This window comes from Parabacteroides sp. KHUB-02, from assembly GCF_056640955.1.
The window spans coordinates 3,426,335-3,448,362 of record NZ_JBWQEV010000001.1 but is presented as its reverse complement, the minus strand read 5'-3'; the positions used below and the strand labels follow the sequence as shown (position 1 = coordinate 3,448,362).

At 40.4% G+C, this 22,028-nt stretch carries 17 protein-coding genes; all 17 read left to right on the top strand.

Annotated features, from left to right (window positions below):
• Window positions 1–65: 65 nt before the first annotated feature.
• The 17 genes from ACYIA1_RS14990 to ACYIA1_RS14910 all read left to right on the top strand — a co-directional run bounded on the left by ACYIA1_RS14990 (window position 66) and on the right by ACYIA1_RS14910 (window position 22,007).
• Entirely contained in the window at window positions 66–1,808 is a 1,743-nt protein-coding gene (locus ACYIA1_RS14990) for an ATP-binding protein (protein WP_196009370.1), read from the top strand.
• Window positions 1,809–1,969: 161 nt separating this feature from the next.
• Window positions 1,970–3,235: an ATP-binding protein gene (locus tag ACYIA1_RS14985; protein WP_196009371.1), complete on the top strand. Its 1,266-nt coding sequence runs from the start codon at window positions 1,970–1,972 to the stop codon at window positions 3,233–3,235.
• A gap of 46 nt (window positions 3,236–3,281) precedes the next feature.
• On the top strand, window positions 3,282–5,321 hold the full coding sequence (metG, locus tag ACYIA1_RS14980; RefSeq protein ID WP_005864084.1) for a methionine--tRNA ligase: 2,040 nt from the start codon (window positions 3,282–3,284) through the stop codon (window positions 5,319–5,321).
• 72 nt (window positions 5,322–5,393) lie between these two features.
• Window positions 5,394–6,524 carry a DegT/DnrJ/EryC1/StrS family aminotransferase gene (locus ACYIA1_RS14975; protein WP_480336321.1) on the top strand — a complete coding sequence of 377 codons (1,131 nt, stop codon included), beginning with the start codon at window positions 5,394–5,396 and terminating at the stop codon, window positions 6,522–6,524.
• Window positions 6,521–7,546 (top strand): Gfo/Idh/MocA family protein, encoded by a 1,026-nt coding sequence (locus ACYIA1_RS14970; protein ID WP_128577689.1) that lies wholly within the window; start codon window positions 6,521–6,523, stop codon window positions 7,544–7,546. Before ACYIA1_RS14975 ends, ACYIA1_RS14970 begins: the two co-directional genes overlap by 4 nt.
• 338 nt (window positions 7,547–7,884) lie before the next feature.
• On the top strand, window positions 7,885–9,330 hold the full coding sequence (locus ACYIA1_RS14965) for a lipopolysaccharide biosynthesis protein (protein WP_057319945.1): 1,446 nt from the start codon (window positions 7,885–7,887) through the stop codon (window positions 9,328–9,330).
• Window positions 9,331–9,334: 4 nt separating this feature from the next.
• Complete coding sequence (gene glf / locus ACYIA1_RS14960; RefSeq protein ID WP_480335694.1) at window positions 9,335–10,420, top strand: UDP-galactopyranose mutase; 1,086 nt, start codon at window positions 9,335–9,337, stop codon at window positions 10,418–10,420.
• Entirely contained in the window at window positions 10,417–11,454 is a 1,038-nt protein-coding gene (locus ACYIA1_RS14955) for a hypothetical protein (RefSeq protein ID WP_480335692.1), read from the top strand. Before glf ends, ACYIA1_RS14955 begins: the two co-directional genes overlap by 4 nt.
• Complete coding sequence (locus ACYIA1_RS14950) at window positions 11,451–12,368, top strand: glycosyltransferase family 2 protein (RefSeq protein WP_008774355.1); 918 nt, start codon at window positions 11,451–11,453, stop codon at window positions 12,366–12,368. Before ACYIA1_RS14955 ends, ACYIA1_RS14950 begins: the two co-directional genes overlap by 4 nt.
• Window positions 12,365–13,486 carry a glycosyltransferase gene (locus ACYIA1_RS14945; RefSeq protein WP_480335690.1) on the top strand — a complete coding sequence of 374 codons (1,122 nt, stop codon included), beginning with the start codon at window positions 12,365–12,367 and terminating at the stop codon, window positions 13,484–13,486. Before ACYIA1_RS14950 ends, ACYIA1_RS14945 begins: the two co-directional genes overlap by 4 nt.
• A gap of 28 nt (window positions 13,487–13,514) precedes the next feature.
• Window positions 13,515–14,357, top strand: a complete 843-nt coding sequence (locus ACYIA1_RS14940; protein WP_480335688.1) for a glycosyltransferase family protein — start codon at window positions 13,515–13,517, stop codon at window positions 14,355–14,357.
• A gap of 171 nt (window positions 14,358–14,528) precedes the next feature.
• Window positions 14,529–15,515: a glycosyltransferase gene (locus tag ACYIA1_RS14935; RefSeq protein WP_480335686.1), complete on the top strand. Its 987-nt coding sequence runs from the start codon at window positions 14,529–14,531 to the stop codon at window positions 15,513–15,515.
• 3 nt (window positions 15,516–15,518) lie between these two features.
• Window positions 15,519–16,388, top strand: a complete 870-nt coding sequence (locus ACYIA1_RS14930) for a glycosyltransferase (protein WP_480335684.1) — start codon at window positions 15,519–15,521, stop codon at window positions 16,386–16,388.
• 281 nt (window positions 16,389–16,669) lie between these two features.
• Entirely contained in the window at window positions 16,670–18,013 is a 1,344-nt protein-coding gene (locus tag ACYIA1_RS14925; RefSeq protein ID WP_480335682.1) for an ATP-binding protein, read from the top strand.
• Window positions 18,010–19,272: a glycosyltransferase family 4 protein gene (locus ACYIA1_RS14920; protein ID WP_480335681.1), complete on the top strand. Its 1,263-nt coding sequence runs from the start codon at window positions 18,010–18,012 to the stop codon at window positions 19,270–19,272. The genes ACYIA1_RS14925 and ACYIA1_RS14920 overlap by 4 nt, the downstream gene beginning before the upstream one ends.
• A gap of 98 nt (window positions 19,273–19,370) precedes the next feature.
• Window positions 19,371–21,233 carry an RNA-binding domain-containing protein gene (locus tag ACYIA1_RS14915; protein WP_008774360.1) on the top strand — a complete coding sequence of 621 codons (1,863 nt, stop codon included), beginning with the start codon at window positions 19,371–19,373 and terminating at the stop codon, window positions 21,231–21,233.
• Between the two features lie 12 nt (window positions 21,234–21,245).
• Window positions 21,246–22,007, top strand: a complete 762-nt coding sequence (locus ACYIA1_RS14910; protein ID WP_122382925.1) for a glycosyltransferase family 2 protein — start codon at window positions 21,246–21,248, stop codon at window positions 22,005–22,007.
• The last annotated feature ends 21 nt before the right edge of the window (window positions 22,008–22,028 follow it).

Sequence of the window (22,028 nt, the reverse complement as noted above, 5' to 3'; positions counted from 1 at the left end):
AGGTGTAAGAATTGGAGATTTTTATCTAAGTTTGTCAGTATACATCAAAAAGAAAGGAAGATCCTATGATACCTCAGATAACCATCCCCTACGCCGTGGCTGATTTTGCGGAGATGCGCGAACGTGGCTTTTATTATGTGGATAAAACTCAGTTTATCCCTTATTTGGAGCGTTATAAGGCTCCGGTATTCTTGCGTCCGCGGCGTTTTGGTAAGAGCTTGTTGGTCTCTATGCTCGCCCATTACTACGATCGCAGTAAGTCTCATCGCTTTGAGGAACTTTTTGGAGGGACTTGGATCGGGACCAATCCTACGCCGGAGCATAACCAATACATGATTATCCGCTACGACTTCTCGAAGATGGTGATGGATAGCACGATGGACGGGTTAGAGCAGAATTTTAATGATCTGAATTGTTCCCCCGTGGAGATCATGGTAGAGCATAACCGTGATCTTTTCGGTGATTTTAAGTTCTCGGTGAGAGGTAATGCCACCAAGATGCTGGAGGAGGCGTTGGCTTATGTCCGTATGCGCGGCTTGCCCAAGGTTTATATCCTTATTGATGAGTACGATAATTTCACCAACCAATTGCTCACGGCCTATAAGGACCCGCTTTACGAGTCTGTCACCACTGGCGAGAGCTTCTTGCGTACCTTCTTCAAGGCTATCAAGGCGGGTATCGGCGAGGGAAGTATCCGTACTTGCTTTTGTACGGGTGTGCTGCCTGTTACGATGGATGACTTGACGAGCGGCTATAATATCGCCGAAATTCTTACCTTGAAGCCTGACTTCACGGAGATGTTGGGTTTCAATCATGAGGAGGCTGCCGAATACCTGCGCTATGTTATTCGTAAATATGGCAATAATGAGGATCGTTTCGACGAGCTGTGGACGCTTATCGTAAACAACTATGATGGCTATCGCTTCCTGCCCAACGCGCGTCCGTTATTTAATTCCACTATATTGACTTATTTTTTCAAGAACTTCGCCGAGCTGTCCGGTGGTGTCCCCGATGAGATGGTGGACGAGAACCTTCGAACGGACGTGAATTGGATCCGCCGCCTTACCATCACCTTGGAGAATGCGAAGGAGATGTTGGATGCCTTGGTGATTGATGGCGAGTTGATCTACTCTCAACCGGATCTGAGGAGTAAGTTCGACAAGCAGAAGTTCTTCGATCCGGATTTTTACCCCGTCAGTCTATATTACTTGGGCATGACAACGTTGAAAGATAATTATGTGATGGTGCTTCCCAACTTGACCGCTCAGAGCATCTACATGAATTATTACAACGAGTTGAATCAGATTAGCGATGACGCTCGCTGTTTTGTTCCCGCTTATCGCCTGTTTATGGATCATCGGAAGCTGGAGCCGCTTGTGGAAAATTATTTCAAGGAGTATCTCGGCCAGTTCCCGGCGCAAGTATTCGACAAGATCAACGAGAACTTTATTCGTTGCTCTTTCTACGAGGTGCTGAGTCGTTACTTGAGCAACTGCTATACCTTCGCCGTGGAGCAGAACTTGCCAAGCGGCCGTGCGGATCTGGTATTGACGGGCATATCGGGCACCGCCTTCCACAACGATTGCCGGGTGGTGGAGTTCAAGTATTTCAAGGCGAAAGACGCTACCATGGTAGAGGCCTTGAAGGTCATTCGTCCCGAAGATGCCGATCAGGTGAGAAGATATGCCGCTGATATCAATCGGCAATTCCCCGCTTACCGCATGCGAGCGTATGTGGTGTATATAGCGGCAGGAAAAGTTTGTAAGACATGGGAAGTTTTAATCTCTAATGTAAAGGACAAGACATGAGAGCTCTCTATGCCAAGGATCGTTATAATACAGATGCAATCTATACGTGGCATGTTTTGTGAGAAATATGTCGTCTATAAGTGGCATATTTTACGGGAAATATGCCACGTATAGAATTTGTTCGTATCTTTACCCTATAGAACCAAAAGGAGGGCTTTGTCATGGAGAAGGACGTTATTAAACAAATTATCTTACGGCAACAGGATTTCATCAGTCAGGTGCGGCTGTTGCCCCGGGAGTTGGAGATAGAAGCGAACGGGAATTATGTGTTCATTGGTATTCGTCGTGCGGGCAAAACTTATTTGCTTTATCAATACATACAAGAGTTGCTTCGTGACGGACATATCAAGCAAGAGATCTTGTTCATTAACTTTGAGGATGAGCGTATCGCTGATATTCGAAAAGATGAGTTGTACCTTCTACTTGAGTGCTATAAGGAGCTCTTCGCCTATGACCCCATTATTTTTTTGGATGAGATACAGAACGTGGAGGGTTGGGAGCATTTCGCCCGTCGGCTGGCTGATGAGAAACGGCGTGTGTTTATCACGGGAAGCAACGCTCGTATGTTAAGCCGCGAGATCGCCTCTACCTTGGGAGGGCGTTATTTGATGAAGGAGGTTTATCCTTTTGATTTTAGCGAATATCTTCGGTATCATCAAGTGCGATTGGAGGAGCATTGGGAGCTATCGCCGACGAGGGCGGATGTGGTGCGCCTCTTTGAGGATTATTTCTATAATGGAGGGTTGCCGGAGAGTTTCGATTATTTGGATAAGCGTACGTGGCTGACCTCGCTTTACCAAAAGATATTGTATTCGGATATCGTAGTCCGCAATAACATCCGTAATGAGCGGAGTCTTCGGTTATTGGTGCGGAAACTGGCGGACTGTGTTTTACAGCCTATGGCGGTGAAGCGTTTGCAAAATATCCTGCAAGGGGATGGATCTCGTATCTCTCGCGAGACGGTCGCGGCCTTTTTGGATTATCTGCATGACGCTTATCTGACTTTTGGAATCAGCAATTTCACGGAAACCGTCTCGCAACGGGAGACTACGAAAAAAACTTATTTCTATGATAATGGCTTGTTGAACTTATTCCTTTTCCGTCCTGAGACAAAATTGCTTGAGAACTTGGTGGCTATCACTCTTTATAAACGGTATGGCGAGGAGCTTTATTATTATAACAAAAGTGTGGAAGTGGATTTCTTCGTGCCGGCGCAAGGCTTGGCCGTGCAAGTCTCCTATGCCTTGCAGGATGAGCAGACAAGACGGCGAGAAGTGGGTGCTTTGATCGCCTTGTCTCGCTTTATGCCATTGAGACGGATACTTATCATCTGCAAGGATCAAGAGGAGGTGCTAGAAGAGGGAAACCTGCGTATTGAGGTAGTACCTGTATGGAAGTGGCTTTTAAAAACCAATCTTTTTCAATAAACCAAATTATTCCGTATCTTTGCCCCTCAAAAAGAGAACACAAGGTATGGAAAAACATTTTAAGAGAACGCTGATTACTACGGCGTTGCCGTATGCGAACGGACCGGTGCATATCGGACACTTGGCCGGGGTGTATGTGCCTGCTGATATTTATGCCCGTTACCTTCGTTTGAAGGGAGAGGAAGTGTTGATGATTGGTGGTTCGGACGAGCATGGGGTACCCATTACGTTGAGAGCGAAGAAAGAGGGGATCACACCGCAGGATGTGGTGGATCGTTACCACGGTATTATCAAGAAATCGTTCGAGGAGTTCGGCATCACGTTTGATATCTATTCACGTACTACTTCCGCTACGCATCATCAGATGGCCTCGGATTTTTTCCGTACATTGTATGATAAAGGCGAATTCATCGAGAAAACAAGCGAGCAATACTACGATGAGGAGGCGAAGCAATTCTTGGCCGACCGTTATATCACGGGTACTTGTCCGCATTGTGGAAACGAGAAGGCATATGGCGACCAGTGCGAGGCTTGCGGTACTTCCCTTAGCCCGACGGATTTGAAAGATCCGAAATCCGCTATCAGTGGCAGCAAGCCGGTGATGCGTGAGACGAAGCATTGGTATCTGCCTTTGGATAAGTGGGAGCCATTCTTGCGTAAATGGATCTTGGAGGATCATAAGGAATGGAAGCCGAACGTCTACGGGCAGTGTAAGAGTTGGCTGGATATGGGTCTGCAACCCCGTGCGGTGAGTCGCGATTTGGATTGGGGTATCCCTGTTCCCGTAGAAGGGGCGGAAGGAAAGGTGCTGTATGTATGGTTCGACGCTCCGATCGGTTATATCTCTAATACGAAGGAGTTGCTGCCGGATAGCTGGGAGACTTGGTGGAAGGATCCGGAGACTAAAATGGTCCATTTCATCGGTAAAGATAATATCGTGTTCCATTGTATCGTGTTCCCTTCCATGCTGAAAGCGGAAGGTTCTTATAACTTGCCGGAGAATGTCCCCGCTAACGAGTTCTTGAACTTGGAGGGCGACAAGATCTCTACTTCCCGCAACTGGGCGGTTTGGTTGAACGAGTATCTGGTGGATATGCCGGGCAAGCAAGACGTGTTGCGCTATGTCTTGACGGCCAATGCGCCAGAGACAAAGGATAATGATTTCACATGGAAAGATTTTCAGGCTCGTAATAATAACGAGTTGGTCGCTATCTTAGGGAACTTCGTGAATCGTGCGTTAGTCCTTACGGATAAGTATTTCGAGGGTAAGGTGCCGGCGGCTGGCGAGTTGACGGATTACGATCGTCAGACCTTGAAGGATTTCGCGGATGTGAAAGAGAACGTGGAACGTCTGTTGGATACCTACCACTTCCGTGACGCTCAGAAAGAGGCGATGAACCTAGCCCGTATCGGAAATAAGTATCTCGCTGATATGGAGCCTTGGAAGTTGGCAAAGACGGATATGCCTCGTGTCGCTACGATCATGAACATCGCTTTGCAGATTACGGCTAATCTGGCGATCGCTTTTGAGCCGTTCTTGCCGTTTAGCATGGAGAAACTGAATAAGATGCTGAATGTAGAGCCGTTGGGATGGAATCGCCTAGGTGCTACGGATCTATTGGAGGCCGGTCATCAATTGGGCAAGGCAGAGTTGTTGTTCGAGAAGATAGAGGATAGCGTGATCGAGGCCCAAGTGCAGAAATTATTGGATACGAAGAAAGCGAATGAGGAAGCGAATTATAAGGCGAAACCGATCCGTGAGAATATTGAGTTCGATGATTTCATGAAACTGGATATCCGTGTGGGTACGGTGCTGGAATGCGTGAAGGTTCCGAAAGCGGATAAGCTGCTTCAGTTCCGTATAGACGATGGCCTGGAGAAACGCACGATCGTATCGGGCATCGCCCAGCATTATAAACCCGAGGAATTGGTAGGCAAGCAAGTTTGCTTTATCGCTAACTTAGCTCCCCGTAAGCTGAAAGGTATTGTTTCCGAGGGCATGATTCTCTCCGCCGAGAATTTCGATGGAAAGCTGGCCGTTATCACCCCGGAGAAAGAGGTGAAACCGGGTAGCGAGGTGAAATAATAAGATAAACGCAATAATGAGGGGGCTATTCCGTTTTAACGACGGGATAGCCCTATTTTTTGAATGGATAAGATGCTTGAGAAACAGATACAGATGGTAGATCTGCGGAAGCAGTATGAACGTTTGCGTAGTGAGATCGATCCTGCCATGCAAACGGTGATAAATGCTTGTGCCTTTATCAATGGCCCTCAGGTGAAGGGATTTTGTAACCATTTATCAGATTATTTAGGTGTTCCTTATGTGATCCCGTGCGGCAACGGTACGGATGCCTTGCAAATCTCCTTGATGGCATTAGACTTACATTCGGGCGATGAGGTGATCGTTCCTGCTTTTACATATATCGCTGCGGCTGAGGTTGCTTTGGCTCTTGGCCTAGTGCCGGTATTAGTGGATGTAGATCCCGGTACATTCAATATAGACCCGGAAAAGATAGAAGATGCCCTGTCTGAAAAGACGAGAGCTATTATCGCGGTTCATCTTTTTGGCCAGTGTTGTGATATGGAATCGATCTTGAGTATCGCTGGCCGCCATAATTTATATGTGATCGAGGATAATGCCCAATCCATCGGTGCTAATTATACCTTCTCGGATGGAACGGTAAAGAAAGCCGGTACGATCGCCTCTATAGGTACGACCTCTTTCTTCCCCTCGAAACCGTTGGCTTGTTATGGAGATGGTGGGGCGATGTTTACTTCCGACGTGCGATTGGCCGAACGCCTGCGAATGATCGCCAATCATGGGCAAAAGATGAAATATCATCATTCTTTGGTGGGCTGCAACTCCCGTTTGGATACCTTGCAGGCCGCTGTCTTAGATGTTAAGCTTCGGTATTTGGATGAATTTGCCGCCGCTCGTTGTAAAGTGGCTGCTAGATACGATGCTGCCTTTTCCGGATTGGATGCTGTACGCAAACCACTAAAATCAGCCTTTTCATCGCATGTTTATCATCAATATACGGTACAGCTAGCTGTAGAAAAGAGGGATCAAGTACAAGCGGCGTTAAAAGAACGAGGCATTCCTTCTATGATTTATTATCCATTGCCTTTGCAGGAGCAAGAGGTGATGAGGGGTCGATGCCGGATTTCCGGGGATTTGAATGTCGCTTCTCGCTTGAGCCGATCCGTATTATCCTTGCCGATTCATACGGAGATGACAGAAGAGGAGCAGGCTTATATTATAGAATCTATAAAGAGTGTTTTATGAATAAGAAGATACGTTTCGCCGTGATCGGCTGTGGTCATATAGGTAAGCGTCATGCCGAGATGATTACCCGGGATGAAGGGGCGGAGTTGGTCGCTTTGTGTGATATCCGTCCGAAAGAGGAGCTGGGGATCGAGGCTTATGCGGTCCCTTTCGCCCGGAATATAGATGAACTATTCCGTTTGGGATTGGATATAGATGTGGTGAATATTTGTACACCCAACGGTTTACATGCCGAGATGGCGATCCAAGCAATAGAAAGCGGACATCATGTGGTCATAGAAAAGCCGATGGCCTTGACCTTGGCGGATGCAGAGAAAGTGGTTTATACCTCGTTGAGATTCCGCAAGCAGGTATTTTGCGTGATGCAAAACCGATATTCCCCGCCTTCGGTCTGGATCAAGGAGATGGTTGAGTCCGGAAAATTAGGCCAGATTTATATGGTGCAGCTGAATTGCTACTGGAACCGTGACGAACGCTACTATAAACCCGGAGGATGGCATGGCGACGCTGCCTTGGATGGTGGTACCTTATTCACCCAATTTTCCCATTTCATCGACATTATGTACTGGCTATTCGGAGATATCTGTAATATCCAGACCCGTTTCGCCGACTTCAACCACGAGAAACTGACCGCCTTTGAGGATTCCGGTTTCGTGAATTTTAATTTCGTGAACGGTGGAATGGGCAGTTTGAGCTACTCTACGGCGGTATGGGACAAGAATCTGGAAAGCAGCATGCTGATCGTGGCCGAGAATGGCAGCGTGAAAATCGGCGGTCAATATATGAATGAGGTAGAATATTGCCATATTAAGGATTATGAGATGCCGGAATTGGCCCCTACCAACCCCGGCAATGATTATGGCCCTTACAAAGGCTCCGCCCAAAACCACAACTTCGTGATCCGTAACGTGGTCAATGTCCTTTCCGGCGCCCCCGGCGAGATCATAACGACCAACGTCTTGGAAGGTATGAAGGTGGTGGATATTATACGGAGGATTTATGCGGGGAAAAGTGTGAAATAGCAGTGAGTAGATATGTGAAATCATTACAATAAGGTGATGATTTTGTGTGTCGCTATAATTATTTGATAATCAGAGCTCCAAAAAGACGTGCATGTTTCTCGGAAAACATGTACGTCTTTTTTTGAAAAGTTGCTCATGTTTTTAAGAAAACACGTACGTGTTTTTCTATGGAAGATAAAGAGGGTTCGAAGGATAAAAAGAATTTTTACAATAACTCTTTGTTCCCACATCATCTGCGGAAGATCGTAAATATACATAAAGCAAAGAAAAGCTTTCATTTTTTTAGTGTTAGCCAAAGGTAAATGCTTATCTTTGCCGCACTTTACCATACGTATCAAATGGCGGAACAATCATTAAAAGATAAGACAGCGAAAGGGCTCTTCTGGGGAGGGGTAAGTAATGGTGTGCAACAGTTGTTGGGGATGTTGTTTGGTATTTATCTGGCACGTACACTTAATGCCGAGGATTATGGATTGGTTGGGATGTTGGCGATATTTAGTGGTATTGCAGGTACGATTATAAATAGCGGATTTACAGTGGCACTAACTAATAAACAAGAAGTTACGCATAAGGAATATAATGCGGTCTTTTGGTTTATGGTTTTTACAGGTTTGCTTTTGTATGTAATTTTATTTTTTAGTGCGCCTTTGATTGCTGGGTTTTATAAACGTCCTGAATTAATAGCATTATCTCGTGTGTTATTTATTAGTTTCTTTTTAGCTGGTATAGCAGGGGTTCCATATACGGTAATGTTTAGAAAACTGATGGTAAAGGAACAAGCTAAAATTGATATTGTTTCTTTATTATTATCAGGAATAGTGGGTGTGTCGTTAGCGGTGAGTGGCTTTGCTTATTGGGCTTTAGCGATTCAGAGTTTGGTATATGTCGGAATGAGCTCTTTGTTGAAATGTTATATATCTCCTTGGAGACCAACTTTTGAGCTAGACTTTAGGCCTCTAAAAGGAATGTTCTCTTTTAGCGTGAAATTGTTTTTGACCAATGTGTTTACTCAAATTAATAATAATATTTTCTCTGTTTTGCTAGGACGATTTTACAGTGCAAATCAAGTGGGATATTATTCTCAAGGTAATAAGTGGATGACGATGGGTGGCTCTGTTATATGCGGTATGATTAATAGTGTTGCACAACCTATTTTTGCTCGATCATCTACAGATAAAGATTACCAAGTTAAAATTTTTAGAAAGATGTTGCGCTTTACGGCATTTGTATCATTCCCTTTGATGTTGGGGTTGGCTTTTATCTCAAAAGAGTTTGTTCTTCTGATACTTGGTGAAAAATGGTCTAATAGTATTTCTATATTGCAGTTATTATGTATTTGGGGAGCTATATCTCCTATTCAAGTCTTATATTCACAAATTGTTATTAGTTGTGGACGTTCTGATTTCTACTTAAATAATCATGTTGTAATAGGATTAATTCAATTTTTCTTGGCTTTTTATATGACAAGGTACGGAATTTTAGCGATGACAGCAGGTTACGTAGGTGTGTATTCTATTATTTGGATGTTAATGTGGCATGTTTATTTGAGTAAATTAGTTCCTATTCGTTTGTCAAGTGTATTATGTGACATTATGCCATATTTAGTATTGACTTTATCCTCAATAAGTATCGTTTTCTTTATCACAAAAAATATGGAGAATCTGTTGCTTCTATTGATCTTAAAGATTATCTTAGTCGCAATATTGTATATATTATTTGTTTGGTTAACAGGTTCTAAGATATTTAAGGAGAGTATTGTTTTTATTAAAGGACTTAAATCGTAACAAGATGGCAAGATATGATGTAGTAATAGTTGGTGCGGGGTTGTTTGGCTCTTTGTCTGCATATAAATATAAAAGCCTCGGTAGAAAGGTTCTTGTAATAGATAAACGCTCTCATGTTGGGGGAAATTTATACTGTGAAAGTATAGAAGGAATCAATGTACATAAGTATGGGGCTCACATATTCCATACTTCTAACAAGAAAGTATGGGATTTTGTAAATTCATTCGTTGAATTCAACAGATTCACAAATTCTCCATTGGCTAATTATAAGAATGTCTTATACAATCTGCCTTTTAATATGAATACTTTTTATCAGCTTTGGGGTACCAAAACTCCTGCGGAAGCAAAAGCTGAAATTGAACGTCAACGCACAGAAGTGCAGATTGATGACCCTAAGAATCTGGAAGAACAAGCACTATCTCTTGTGGGAAAGGATATTTATGAGAAATTGATCAAAGGATATACGGAGAAGCAATGGGGAAAAAGCCCTCGTGATTTACCCGCTTTCATAATAAAACGTATACCTCCTCGATATACTTTTGATAATAATTATTTCTCTGATATTTATCAGGGTATTCCTGCAGGAGGATATAATGGTCTTATATCAAAGCTATTGGAAGGGTGTGAGGTGCTTTGTAATGCTGATTTTTTTAAGGATCGTCCATATTTTGAGGCGTTAGCAAATCAAATAGTGTATACTGGTAGAATTGATGAATATTTTACCTTTAGTGAAGGACATTTGGATTTTCGAAGTTTATATTTTGAACAAGAATTATTAGATATTGATAACTATCAAGGTAATGCAGTCATAAATTATACAGATGCTGATATTCCTTATACAAGGATTATCGAGCATAAACATTTTGAATTTGGGACGCAGCCTAAGACTGTTATTACACGTGAATACCCTATCTCTTGGCAAGAAGGTGCAGATCCTTATTATCCTATTAATGATGAAAGGAATACAACTTTGTTTGAAAAATATAAATATTTGGCAGATCGTGAAAAACATGTTTGTTTTGGGGGACGTTTAGCTGAATACAAATATTATGATATGAACCAGATAGTAGAAAAAGTTGTCATTGTATGATACAGGCTAGAATTTTAAAACATCAGATTTATATTTATTGTCCTGCAAATTTTGTAACAGGTGGGACGGAGTTATTGCATCAATTGGTAGATGTGTTGAGGAATAATGGTGCGGAGGCTTATATCTATTATATAGGTGAACCAGATGCGGCAATCCCGGATGCTTTTAAGAGATATAATATTCAACAGAGTTTGGAAATTGTCGATAGAGAAGACAATATTGTCGTATTGCCAGAAACATTGTTTAAACATCATATAGACATCAAATATGCTCGCATTTACTTATGGTGGTTGAGTGTGGACAATTTTTATAATGGTTGTATGTTTAATTTACCATTAAAAGAGTTGTTTGACTTGAGTAAACGAATGTTTGTAGATCGTTTCATTCTGAATTTTAAGGGATATGCAAGTCCAGAGGATAAGAGAGGTCGGATTTCTTTAAATAGCCTTTCTTCAGAACGGTATGTGTCCCTGTATCAGTCGGAATATGCTCATCATTTTCTTTATACGAAAGGGTTTAAATATGTATTGCCTTTAAAAGATTATATCAATACGGAATTTTATGAGATACCTAAAGTTTCAGGACGTGAGAATATCGTGTTATATAATCCAGCAAAAGGTATGGAATATACTAGGCAATTAATACGTTTGTCTCCTGACTTAGAATGGCGTCCTATACAAGGTCTTAAACGTAAACAGTTAGTAGAGCTTCTAAGGAAAAGTAAATTGTATATAGATTTTGGTAATCATCCGGGGAAAGACCGTTTGCCTCGTGAGGCAGCATTGAATGGTTGTTGTCTTATTACAGGAATTAGGGGAGCTGCTTATTTTTACGAAGATATTCCAATTCCGGATATTTATAAGCTTGATGAGAAGAAAGTTTCTAAGGAAGATGTCATTTCTTTGATAAGAAATGTATTGGCAGATTACGAGAAATGTTTCTCTGACTTTAATTATTATAGGAGTCGGATTTTGATGGAAAAGGCTGAATTTGAGGAAGATGTTAAAAAGCTTTTCTTGGGGGAGTCGGTATGATTAGTATTGTATATGTAAATTATAAAACAGCTTCGTTGGTAATAGATAGTATTAAGTCTGTTAAGGAAAATACAACAGGGGTAGACTATGAAATTATAGTTGTGGATAATGCTTCTGGTGACTATTCCTTGGATTTGATAAGGAAACAATATCCAGAGGTTATTTGTATTCAAGCAGATGATAACTTGGGTTTTGGAAAAGCTAATAATTTGGCTCTTGATCAAGCGAAAGGTGATTGTATCTTGTTTTTGAATCCTGATACACTATTGTTGAATAATGCTCTTTTCGAATTATATTCATTTTTAAGATCCTCGGATAAAATAGGAGCTTGTGGGGGGAATTTGTATGATGAGGATAATAAGCCGACAACCTCGTTTAGCCGTAAATATCCGTCTTTCTTTTGGGAGCTACTATCTATTATGTACATATCGCCAATCTCTTTATCTCATCCTCGATCTATATTTTTCAATGTTTCAAATAAACCCATACGGGTTGCTTCTATTGTTGGTGCAGACCTGATGGTGAGGAAATCTGTTTTATCTCAGGTAGGTGCTTTTGCTCCTGAGTTCTTTATGAACTATGAAGAAACAGAGTTGTGTCATCGGATCCATAAAGCTAAATTTGATATTTATTCTGTCCCCTTAGCAAAGATCACACATTTGGAGGGTCGTGCTTCTTATATAAAGCAATCTCGTCTTTATTTTTTATATGAGGGACAATATATTTATTTTCGGAAGGTTTATGGTATCTTTGGCTGCCGATTGATCTTTGCTATTACTCAGTTGAAAAGTTATATTCGTATTCTTCAATTCTTATTGTTGGGAAATCCGGAAAGACGTTCTTATTGGAAAATGAAGTTGGAGACAAATAGGAAAGTATGGAACTCCGAAAAGATAAAACGCATTTTGAAATGAAAAAGAAACTTGTGGTTTTTCATCCGGCGATAGCTCCTTATCGAATAGATTTTTTTAATTCTTTGAATAAGGAGTTTGATGCTAGTTTTTATTTTGAATTTGAGGATCCGTTGGAGCAGTCTTTTAATAAGGAGAAGATGAGGCGGCGATTGGCTTTTATGCCGATGTTTTTGCAACCGGGTTTTTGTGGTGTGAAAAACTTAAGGTTGGATGTGTGGAAGATATTGAGTCTTAGTCGATTTGATGTTGTGTTGATTTCGGAATATAATCTATTAGGATTATTGGTGCTGTTGCATAAATGGCTGTTTCGAAGACAAGTGAAGATCTATACAATTTGTGATGATAATGTGGATATGGCAAAGTCGGTTGGGATAATCAAGAAGTTGACTAGATTTATACTGCTTAATTTTATTGATGGGATTATTTTGGCAGACAGAAAAGCCTTTGACTGGTATCGGGAACATTTATTTTATAAGGCTAAATATTTATATTTCCCTATTATCCAGTCGGATGAGAATTTCAGGAAGAGTTTAGAGAGAGCTTTGCCTCGTTCTCGCCAGATTTTAAAAGAAAGCTTGCTACAAGATAAAAAGGTAATTCTATTTGTGGGTCGTTTAGTTAAAGTGAAAAATATTTCTTTACTGTTAGACTGTTATGCGCAAATCAGTTTAAAAATGAAGAATGTGGTTTTAATAGTTGTAGGGGAGGGGAACTTGGAAGATGAATTAAGGAGGCAAGCTAAGGAGCTACATATTAGTGACTCTGTTTTTTTTGTTGGAAAAAAAGAAGGAGAAGAATTAATGGCTTTTTATAATTTAGGTGCTATCTTTGTTTTACCGAGTATTTATGAGCCATTTGGCGCAGTTGTGAACGAGGCTTTGCTTGCGGGATGTTATACGTTATGTTCTTCATGTGCCGGAGCTTCTAGCCTCATCCAAGAATATGAAAATGGAAATTGTTTTAGTGTTGACAATCCAGAGGATTTAGTTGCAAGGTTACAGTATGCTCTTTCTGTAGTAGAACCGTTGACTGAGGAACTGATGTTAAAAGAGAATAGCATGGTGTTAAGTTATGAGGAGCAATATCGTCGATTGACATATGAATTATTGAAAGATTAATATGCTATAAGGAAGTAAAGGAAAAATTATGAAATTGTTGGGTGTAGTAGTTTTGTATTATCCCGATGAGGTAGTATGGAAAAATATATTAACATATTTGCCTTACTTGGATGAATTGGTTATTTGGAATAATACTCCTGATAGTAATATATCTATTAATAGTTGTATTGATTTATTGGGGAATAAGAATGTCTTATTGTTGGGCGAGAATAAAAATGTAGGTATAGGAAAAGCTTTGAATGAAGTTGTTAAATATGCGCTTGAGAATGAATATACTCATTTGTTAACTATGGATCAAGACAGTTCTTTCTCTGAAAATATGTTCTTTGAATATAAAAAGCGTGTTGTTGAATATAAGGATCAAGCTTGTTTTGCATATTGTGTAGGGGATGGTGGTGATGGTGCGGTCTATTCAATAGTAACTGGCTTTATAACGTCTGGTACAATTCATCCTCTTTCTGCATTTAAGGAAATAGGATTGTTTCGTGAAGATTTTTTTATTGATGCGGTAGATTGTGAGTTTGCGTGTCGGATTAGAAAAAGAGGGTATAAGATCGTTAAAGTAAACTCCATTAAGATGAATCATCAACTTGGCTATCCTCTTGCCTATAGGCTCTTTGGTAAAGAAAAGGTTACACCCAACTATCCAGCGACTCGTACATATTATTTGACAAGAAATTATTTCCTTCTGTATAGATTGTACTCAAGGGAAGAATATGAAGGTTACATATGGTTCTTGAAGATTTATTGTTTTTGGAGACCTATAGGCATATTAATGGCAGAAACGGATAAGATGAGAAAAATGAAATCATTTATTCTTGGAGTTGTCCATGGTATAATAGGCAGATCTGGGGAATATGTTATTAAATAGATCTGATTCTGGATATAAATATTAACTTTGCCTAAAAATCTTATGAGCTTTACAGCTCAAAATATAGAGATTAAGGGAAGTTGGTGTGTGTTTGGTTGAGGCTTCTAAGATTGTCTAAACATTGTCTTAGTGGGAATAGCTCGGGAAAATTGATTAATTTAGACGTGGTGTATGCAAGAGCATGAAACAGTATCTATCGTGATGTGTACTTATAATGGAGAGAAGTTCTTGATTGAGCAAATAGATTCCATTATAAATCAAACATATCCTATATATGAATTTATTATACAGGATGATCATTCTATTGACAACACATGGGACATCTTGAAAAGTTATCAGCAACGGTATCATTTTGTGAAAATATTCCAGAATAAGCGATCTATTGGCGTGAATGAGAATTTTTTCTCGGCGATAAAACGTGCGACAGGAGATTATATAGCGTTATCCGATCAAGATGATATTTGGGAGCCATATAAGATTGAACGGCAAATCGGAATGATTGGAAATAAGATGTTATCCTCGGGTTTCTCCAAACCCTTTGCTAATGGTGAAGGAATCAAAATTCATTTTGACCAACGTATCCCTAACTTTAATTTGGAAAGGGTTGTTTATGTGAGTTCTTTAGCTGGACATACGATGCTATTTAAGAAAGATTTTATAGCGATGATACCGGATATAAATATCTGGTCTCCTCATTTTATGTATGACCATCTTTTTCAGATCATAGCGGCTGCTTATGATAGCATATCGTTCTGTGATTGTGTTTTAGTTCATCAGCGACGGCATATCTCGGCGGCCACTTATGGAGAGCCTTCCAATTATAGTAAGACATTACTGAATATATTAAGGATGGTCAAGCAAACATATTTTCAATATCGTAGTCTACGCCCCTTCATTCGGTCTTATTTTTCTCAAGTTTATGAATTATTATCGTCTCTTCCTAAAGAAGCGATAGCGAAAGATGATGCCTGCTTGATGGCTTTATATCAGTCTGGCCGGTCTTTTATGTCATTTTTGAGATTAGAATGTATTTGTGTGAGGTTGAGAAATAAAATTGTTTATTCCAAAGAACATAACATGGTGTTCTCATTCTTGCGTGCTCTTTACTTTCCGGTCTCTTGTAGTGAGTATTTTCGTTATATGTTAAATAATGATTGATGTATGGAATTAGGTTTATTTATCGATAGAGTTTATTGGTCGTTGGTGAAGAAAACGAATATTAAAAACAATAAAAAAACATATGATGGTTGGCTGAGTAAGGGTTATAATAATACTCCAAATGTGACTTTTATCATACAGTCTCATAATAAAAGTCGCCAAGTAATACATATTGTGAAGAAGCTGAGAGAGTGGCCCTCCTCTGAGATCATTGTTATAGACGACGGTTCCGACTTTAAACATATGAACGCTTTATCTTTGTTTATGCAGCGGGCTAACGAATTTGTGATTAGGGCAAATGATTTGTACGAAAATGTCATGTATGATAAAGCGATTCGTTTTGCGAATGGGAAATATATTGCGCTTTTGCAAGATGATGATGATTTTGAAGATCTTCATTGGGTAGAAGAAGCGTTATCCTATTTCTCGAAATATCCACGACTTGCTATTTTGGGAGGGAATAATGGTTCTGATTTTGTGATAGATGAGGAGAATAAATTCGGTTTAGGTGCTGTTGTGGAGCGAAAGGATAAAGAATCTTTTTTATTTGTTTCTCATGTGGACAGGGCGCCGATGTGGTTGGATAAGAACTTGTTCATGGAAAAATTGATGCACATTGACTTTTCGTTTGCTCCATTCCAATTTGATGATTGCGAACTTTGTTTGAGGGCTTGGTTGCAAGGTCTTCAAGTTGGGTGGTATGATGCTCGTTTTAAATCATTATCCGCAGGAGGAATGCGTATATGGAATAGTTCTTTTACAGGAGAGCAATGTCGAAGAAACGCAGCTAAACTATACCTTATGTATAAAGATAAGAAGGAGTTATTGGATCAGTTGTTACTTGAGGCGAGAAAGACTAATCTAGTTCCTTGATAGAACGGCTTCAGCTTTTTTATATGAATGGTAATATGTAAAGAGCTTGATTCTCTGGATATAAATATTAACTTTGCCTAAAAATCATATGAATACTGAGTCTCAAAACATAGAGCTTGGGGAAAGTTGGAGTGACGAGTATTCTTATGCGACTAAAAAGAACTTTGTGAAAACATAGCAAACGCAGCGTTAGGTGGAATAAGACATAATCTTGCTCGCTTGCAAGAACTGGAAATCTTAAAACGGATCGGCGGGCGTAAATTAGAACATTGGGAGATCATATGAAAGAAAACCAACATATCGAATTCAAAGAGTCATGGCATGACGAATATACCCGTTATATATCAGCTTTCTGTAATACGGAGGGTGGTGTATTATATATCGGTATCGATGATAAAGGAGAAGTTGTAGGGATAGAGCAGCCAAAGAAGTTGATTGAGAAACTGCCGAACTTTATTGCTCAGAAAACGGGTATTATGCCTCTTATCCATTTGAGGGAGAAGGCCGGTAAAGAATATTTGGAAATAGAAGTCCAACCTTCTGCCATGCCGATTTCCGTGCATGGACGGTATTATACCCGGAGTGGAAGCGTTACTTCCGAGCTACAAGGGAATCAGCTAAATATGTTTTTGGCTGCGAAAATGGGTTTGACATGGGAAAGTGTGATCGAGGAGGATTTCTCATTGGAGGACATAGATGCCGATACGGTAGAACGTTTTAAGCTATTGGCTAAAGACCGGGTTCCTTCCATCGAGCAGGAAACGGATCTGCTGGCTTTGATGGAGCGGTTGAATTTGGTTGTAGGAGGCCGTTTCAAGAGAGCCGCTGTAGTCTTGTTTGGAAAGAATGTGCAGAGATATGTGTTACAAGCTCGTATTAAAATAGGAAAGTTCCTTACCGATACGGAGGTACTGACAACCGATATTATCGAGGGGAATCTGATTCAGCAGGTGGATCGGGCTTTGGATATATTGCGAACGAAATATTTATTAAGTTATATATCGTATGAGGGGATTCATAGGCGTGAGAAACTGGTTTATCCCTACGAGGCTCTGCGGGAAGCCTTATTGAATTCGATTATCCATCGAGAATATTTTGTTTCTTCCGAAATTCAGGTACGTGTTTACGAGGACAAGCTGGTGATAGGGAATGAAGCTCGTTTGCACGATATTACGGTTGAGGACTTGTCTCGTCCTCACCCCTCTAGACCTCATAATAAGTTGATAGCGGATGTTTTTTACAAAGCTGGCTTTATTGAGAGTTGGGGACGGGGAACACAACGTATTATTGACAACTGCTTGGCAGAAGGATTATCCGCTCCTGTATATGAGCATAAGATGGGTTTTTTATACTTGACTTTTTCTCATGAGCGGATAAATGAGCGGATAAATGAGCGGATAAATGAGCGGATAAATGAGCGGATAAATGAATTGTCGGATATGGAACGGGAGGTATATCAGATCTTGCGAGAGGAGCCTACTATCCGTCAAATAGATTTAGCAAATCGTTTGGATTTGACAGAGCAGTATATCCGGAAGCTTATAAAAAAGTTGAAAGAGCATGGTTGGATTGAACGCATTGGAGCTAGGAAAAATGGTTATTGGAAAATAATAGAGAAGTCATGAAGATATTGATATTAAATACCTCTGAATTAACCGGTGGAGCGGCAGTCGCTGCGAACCGACTAGCGAAAGCATTGGGTAAATCTGGTGTAGAGGTTTCTATGTTAGTACGGGATCGGAAAACAGACCATGTAAAAGTTTTCTCTGTAAATAATTCATGGACTTCACATAGGCTTAATTCTTTTCGCTTCATTTGGGAACGACTGATAATCTTTATCTGTAACTTCTTTAGCAAGAAGAACCTCTTTCAAGTTTCCATAGCCAATACAGGCACGGACTTATCGAAGCACCCATTAGTGCAACAGGCGGATGTGATTCATCTGCATTGGGTGAATCAAGGATTTTTGTCTCTTTCTGATATTAAGAAATTAGTAAATACCGGAAAACCTATTGTGTGGACTATGCATGATTTGTGGCCAGCTACGGCTATTTGTCATTATCCGGGAGGATGTGAGAAGTATATATCGAATTGTTATCAGTGCCCGATGCTGAAACGAAATCCGTTTTTTGATTTAGCGGCTTCTGTTTTTAAGGAGAAAGGGAAAATAGGGTTATCTAAGATTACATTTGTCGGTTGTAGCCGATGGATAATGGAAGAGGCCCAAAAAGGCAATTGGTTGAGAACAGCCTGTTTTACCTCGATTCCTAACCCGATTGACGTGACAGCCTTTAAGCGTATGGAAAAGCAGGTGGCCCGTAAACGATTCGGCCTGCCGGAAGATAAGTTCCTTCTTCTTTTTGCCGCCGCTAAGCTTTCAGATACCCGGAAAGGAGCGATTTTTTTGATCGAGGCTTGCGAAAAACTAAAAGAGAAATACCAAGATCGCATAGAAATCGTGTTGATGGGAAATAGCTCGGAAGAATTGATTAGCCAGTTTCCTTTTAAGGTGAATACGCTGGGATATATATCGGATCAAGACTCTATGATTTCCGTTTATGCCTGTGCCGATATGTTCGTTATTCCTTCGTTGGAGGATAACTTACCCAATACGATTATGGAGTCGATGGCATGCGGTACGCCTTGTGTGGGATTTGAGACAGGAGGGATTCCGGAGATGATAGATCATTTGAAGAATGGGTATGTAGCTAAATATAAGGATACAAATGATTTGGCTGTAGGGATTAAGTGGATAATTGACAACCAAGAGACTTTTCGATTTAGTGAGGCTTGCGTCCGCAAGGTGCATGATTGTTATAGGGAATCGGTTATTGCCGAAAAATATATAGCTTTGTATCAGAGCCTGTGTAATAAGAGAAAATAGCGTGAAAGAAGATCAGCATATCGAAGTAAGAATGAATGCTTGTTGGTAGGTGATTGAAAGCAAATGAAAATTGCTACATTTGTGGAAAAATGGAATAAATGGACGATCAGCATAAGCCTGAATGGATTAAGGTGGACGAGTGGGATTTTGTAGAATATGTGGATAGCTTGTTACGTAGTCAAGAGGCTGTCGATTTAGAGTTTAAGACCGCTCGTGCCGGATTCCCAAATAGTGTGTGGGAAACGTATTCTTCATTTGCGAATACAGATGGAGGAACTATCGTTCTGGGAATAAAGGAGAAAAATGGGGCACTATTTGTGGAGGGACTTCTTCCAGAGCAAATTGTGTCTTATCGGCAAATCATTTGTAACCAATTGAATAATCCGGATTGCGTTAATGTTAATTTACTTACTGACAAGAATATTCAAGAGGTAGACTATAGAGGAAAATCTCTTTTGCTGATTTATGTTCCGAGAGCATCTCGTTCACAACGTCCTGTATATTTAACAAGAAATCCCTTGAATGGACATACTTATAAACGAAATAATGAGGGAGATTATAAATGTACGGATACGGAAGTTCGCAGAATGATTGCCGATGCGGATGAGGAACATCCGAGAGATTCTCGTATTTTATGTAATTATTCAATGGAAGATATTGATTTGGACTCACTTAAACAATATCGACTGCTACTTTCTAGTCGTCAGCCAGATCACCCTTGGTTGACACTTGATGATATGGCTTTTTTGAGAAAATTGGGAGGATATCGACAAGATAGGCAAACAGGTCAAGAAGGGTTTACTTTAGCGGGTATATTAATGTTTGGAAGGACAGAAAGTATAACGGATAATGAATGTGCTCCATCTTATTTTCCGGATTATCAGGAAAAAATGTCGGTAGATGAGAATGTTAGATGGACAGATCGCATTTGTATGGATGGAACTTGGGAAGCGAATCTTTTTCAATTTTATCGGCGTGTGTATCCTAAATTATCATCTGTACTGCCTAAGCCATTCCGTTTGGAGAATGGTGTGAGATTGGAAGATACTACCACACATGTCGCTTTACGTGAGGCATTTGTAAATACATTGGTGCATTGTGATTATATGGAGGAAGGAAATATAACGATAGAACAATGGAAAGATCGTTATGTATTTAAAAATCCCGGAACACTGCTAGTGAGTAAGGCCCAGTATTATGCCGGAGGTGAAAGTATATGCCGTAATAAGAGCTTGCAAAAGATGTTTATGCTGATTGGCTTCTCTGAGAAAGCAGGAAGTGGGGTGAATAAGATTTTTATGGGTTGGAAAAATGCGAATTGGAGACCTCCATTTGTAGAGGAGCAAAGTCACCCGGATCGGGTGGTGTTGAATTTACCGATGGAAAGTTTGTATCCAGAGGAAGTCTTAGAAGAACTTAAGCGTCTGTTTGGACGGGAAATTGAAAGAATTCCATATGATCAATTCACGGTTTTGGCTCTTTGTTACTCTGAAAAACAAGTATCTAATGAAAGACTTCAATATATTTTGAACCAACATAGCTCAAATATTACAAAGCTACTGAAAAGTATGTGCAATGCTGGTTTTTTGGAGTCTATAGGAAATGGCCGGGGAACTAGGTACCGTTTGCTGTTTTTGGAGAAGGATGAAAGCAAGCCTCAAAAGGATGAAAGCAAACTGAAGAAGGATGAAAGCAAGCCTCAAAAAGATGAAAGCAAACTGGAGAAGGATGAAAGTAAGAAATATATGCGTTATGAGGATTTGTCGAGGTTAATACTATCTGTTTGTGAGGATTATGTAGCTCTGGAAATAATAGCGGAAGCTGTTCATAGAGAGGCTTCTTATTTAATTAATCGGGTTATACCAAGAATGTTAGAGGATGGGCTACTAGAGAGATTATATCCGTCTTCTCCTAAGCATCCTTTACAAAAATATCGTGTGAGACAAGTCGGAAATTTATAAGAGATAATGGAAATGAATCAGCAACCTACATTTTCGATCATAACGATCACCTATAATGCGGAGCGATGGCTGGAGCGTACGATATTGAGCGTACTTAGCCAGTCGTATCCGAATATTGAGTATATATTGATTGACGGAGCGTCGAAGGATAAGACCGTGGAGATCATCAAGCAATATGAGTCCGGTATCGCTTCTTGGATAAGCGAGCCTGATAAAGGCTTGTATGATGCTATGAATAAGGGATTGAAGCTGGCTACGGGGGACTATGTGTGGTTCTTGAATGCGGGTGATACACTTTATACCGCAGATACCGTGCAAAGAATTGTGGCGTCTTTGAAAAAGAAAGTATCTTTGCCTGACGTGATTTACGGAGAGACCCGGATCGTTGATGCGGAGGGTAGATCGTTAGGGATGCGCAGGTTGAAAGCTCCGGAGAAACTGACTTGGAAGAGTTTCCGGATGGGAATGTTGGTTTGTCACCAGTCGTTTATATCAAAACGGGAGATCGCTCCGTTATATAATATGGAATACCGTTTGACGGCGGATTATGATTGGTGTATCCAATGTCTGAGACGATCGAAAAGAATACATAATACACGTTTGATCCTGTCTAATTTTTTGGAGGAAGGGTTAAGTAGTGTGAACCGGAAAGCTTCCTTAAAGGAGCGATATGAGGTCATGTGTAAGTATTATGGCAAGGTGTCGACGATTCTGTTGCATGGTTGGTTCGCCGTGAGATTCTATTTTGCCAAATGGTTTAAAGGTAGAGTATAAACAATAAATTATAGATAAGTT

Excerpts from the sequence above, each read along its gene's own strand:
- ACYIA1_RS14990 (WP_196009370.1), top strand. The coding sequence starts at position 66 with ATGATACCTCAGATAACCATCCCCTACGCCGTGGCTGATTTTGCGGAG.
- ACYIA1_RS14985 (WP_196009371.1), top strand. The coding sequence starts at position 1,970 with ATGGAGAAGGACGTTATTAAACAAATTATCTTACGGCAACAGGATTTC.
- metG (WP_005864084.1), top strand. The coding sequence starts at position 3,282 with ATGGAAAAACATTTTAAGAGAACGCTGATTACTACGGCGTTGCCGTAT.
- ACYIA1_RS14975 (WP_480336321.1), top strand. The coding sequence starts at position 5,394 with ATGCTTGAGAAACAGATACAGATGGTAGATCTGCGGAAGCAGTATGAA.
- ACYIA1_RS14970 (WP_128577689.1), top strand. The coding sequence starts at position 6,521 with ATGAATAAGAAGATACGTTTCGCCGTGATCGGCTGTGGTCATATAGGT.
- ACYIA1_RS14965 (WP_057319945.1), top strand. The coding sequence starts at position 7,885 with ATGGCGGAACAATCATTAAAAGATAAGACAGCGAAAGGGCTCTTCTGG.
- glf (WP_480335694.1), top strand. The coding sequence starts at position 9,335 with ATGGCAAGATATGATGTAGTAATAGTTGGTGCGGGGTTGTTTGGCTCT.
- ACYIA1_RS14955 (WP_480335692.1), top strand. The coding sequence starts at position 10,417 with ATGATACAGGCTAGAATTTTAAAACATCAGATTTATATTTATTGTCCT.
- ACYIA1_RS14950 (WP_008774355.1), top strand. The coding sequence starts at position 11,451 with ATGATTAGTATTGTATATGTAAATTATAAAACAGCTTCGTTGGTAATA.
- ACYIA1_RS14945 (WP_480335690.1), top strand. The coding sequence starts at position 12,365 with ATGAAAAAGAAACTTGTGGTTTTTCATCCGGCGATAGCTCCTTATCGA.
- ACYIA1_RS14940 (WP_480335688.1), top strand. The coding sequence starts at position 13,515 with ATGAAATTGTTGGGTGTAGTAGTTTTGTATTATCCCGATGAGGTAGTA.
- ACYIA1_RS14935 (WP_480335686.1), top strand. The coding sequence starts at position 14,529 with ATGCAAGAGCATGAAACAGTATCTATCGTGATGTGTACTTATAATGGA.
- ACYIA1_RS14930 (WP_480335684.1), top strand. The coding sequence starts at position 15,519 with ATGGAATTAGGTTTATTTATCGATAGAGTTTATTGGTCGTTGGTGAAG.
- ACYIA1_RS14925 (WP_480335682.1), top strand. The coding sequence starts at position 16,670 with ATGAAAGAAAACCAACATATCGAATTCAAAGAGTCATGGCATGACGAA.
- ACYIA1_RS14920 (WP_480335681.1), top strand. The coding sequence starts at position 18,010 with ATGAAGATATTGATATTAAATACCTCTGAATTAACCGGTGGAGCGGCA.
- ACYIA1_RS14915 (WP_008774360.1), top strand. The coding sequence starts at position 19,371 with ATGGACGATCAGCATAAGCCTGAATGGATTAAGGTGGACGAGTGGGAT.
- ACYIA1_RS14910 (WP_122382925.1), top strand. The coding sequence starts at position 21,246 with ATGAATCAGCAACCTACATTTTCGATCATAACGATCACCTATAATGCG.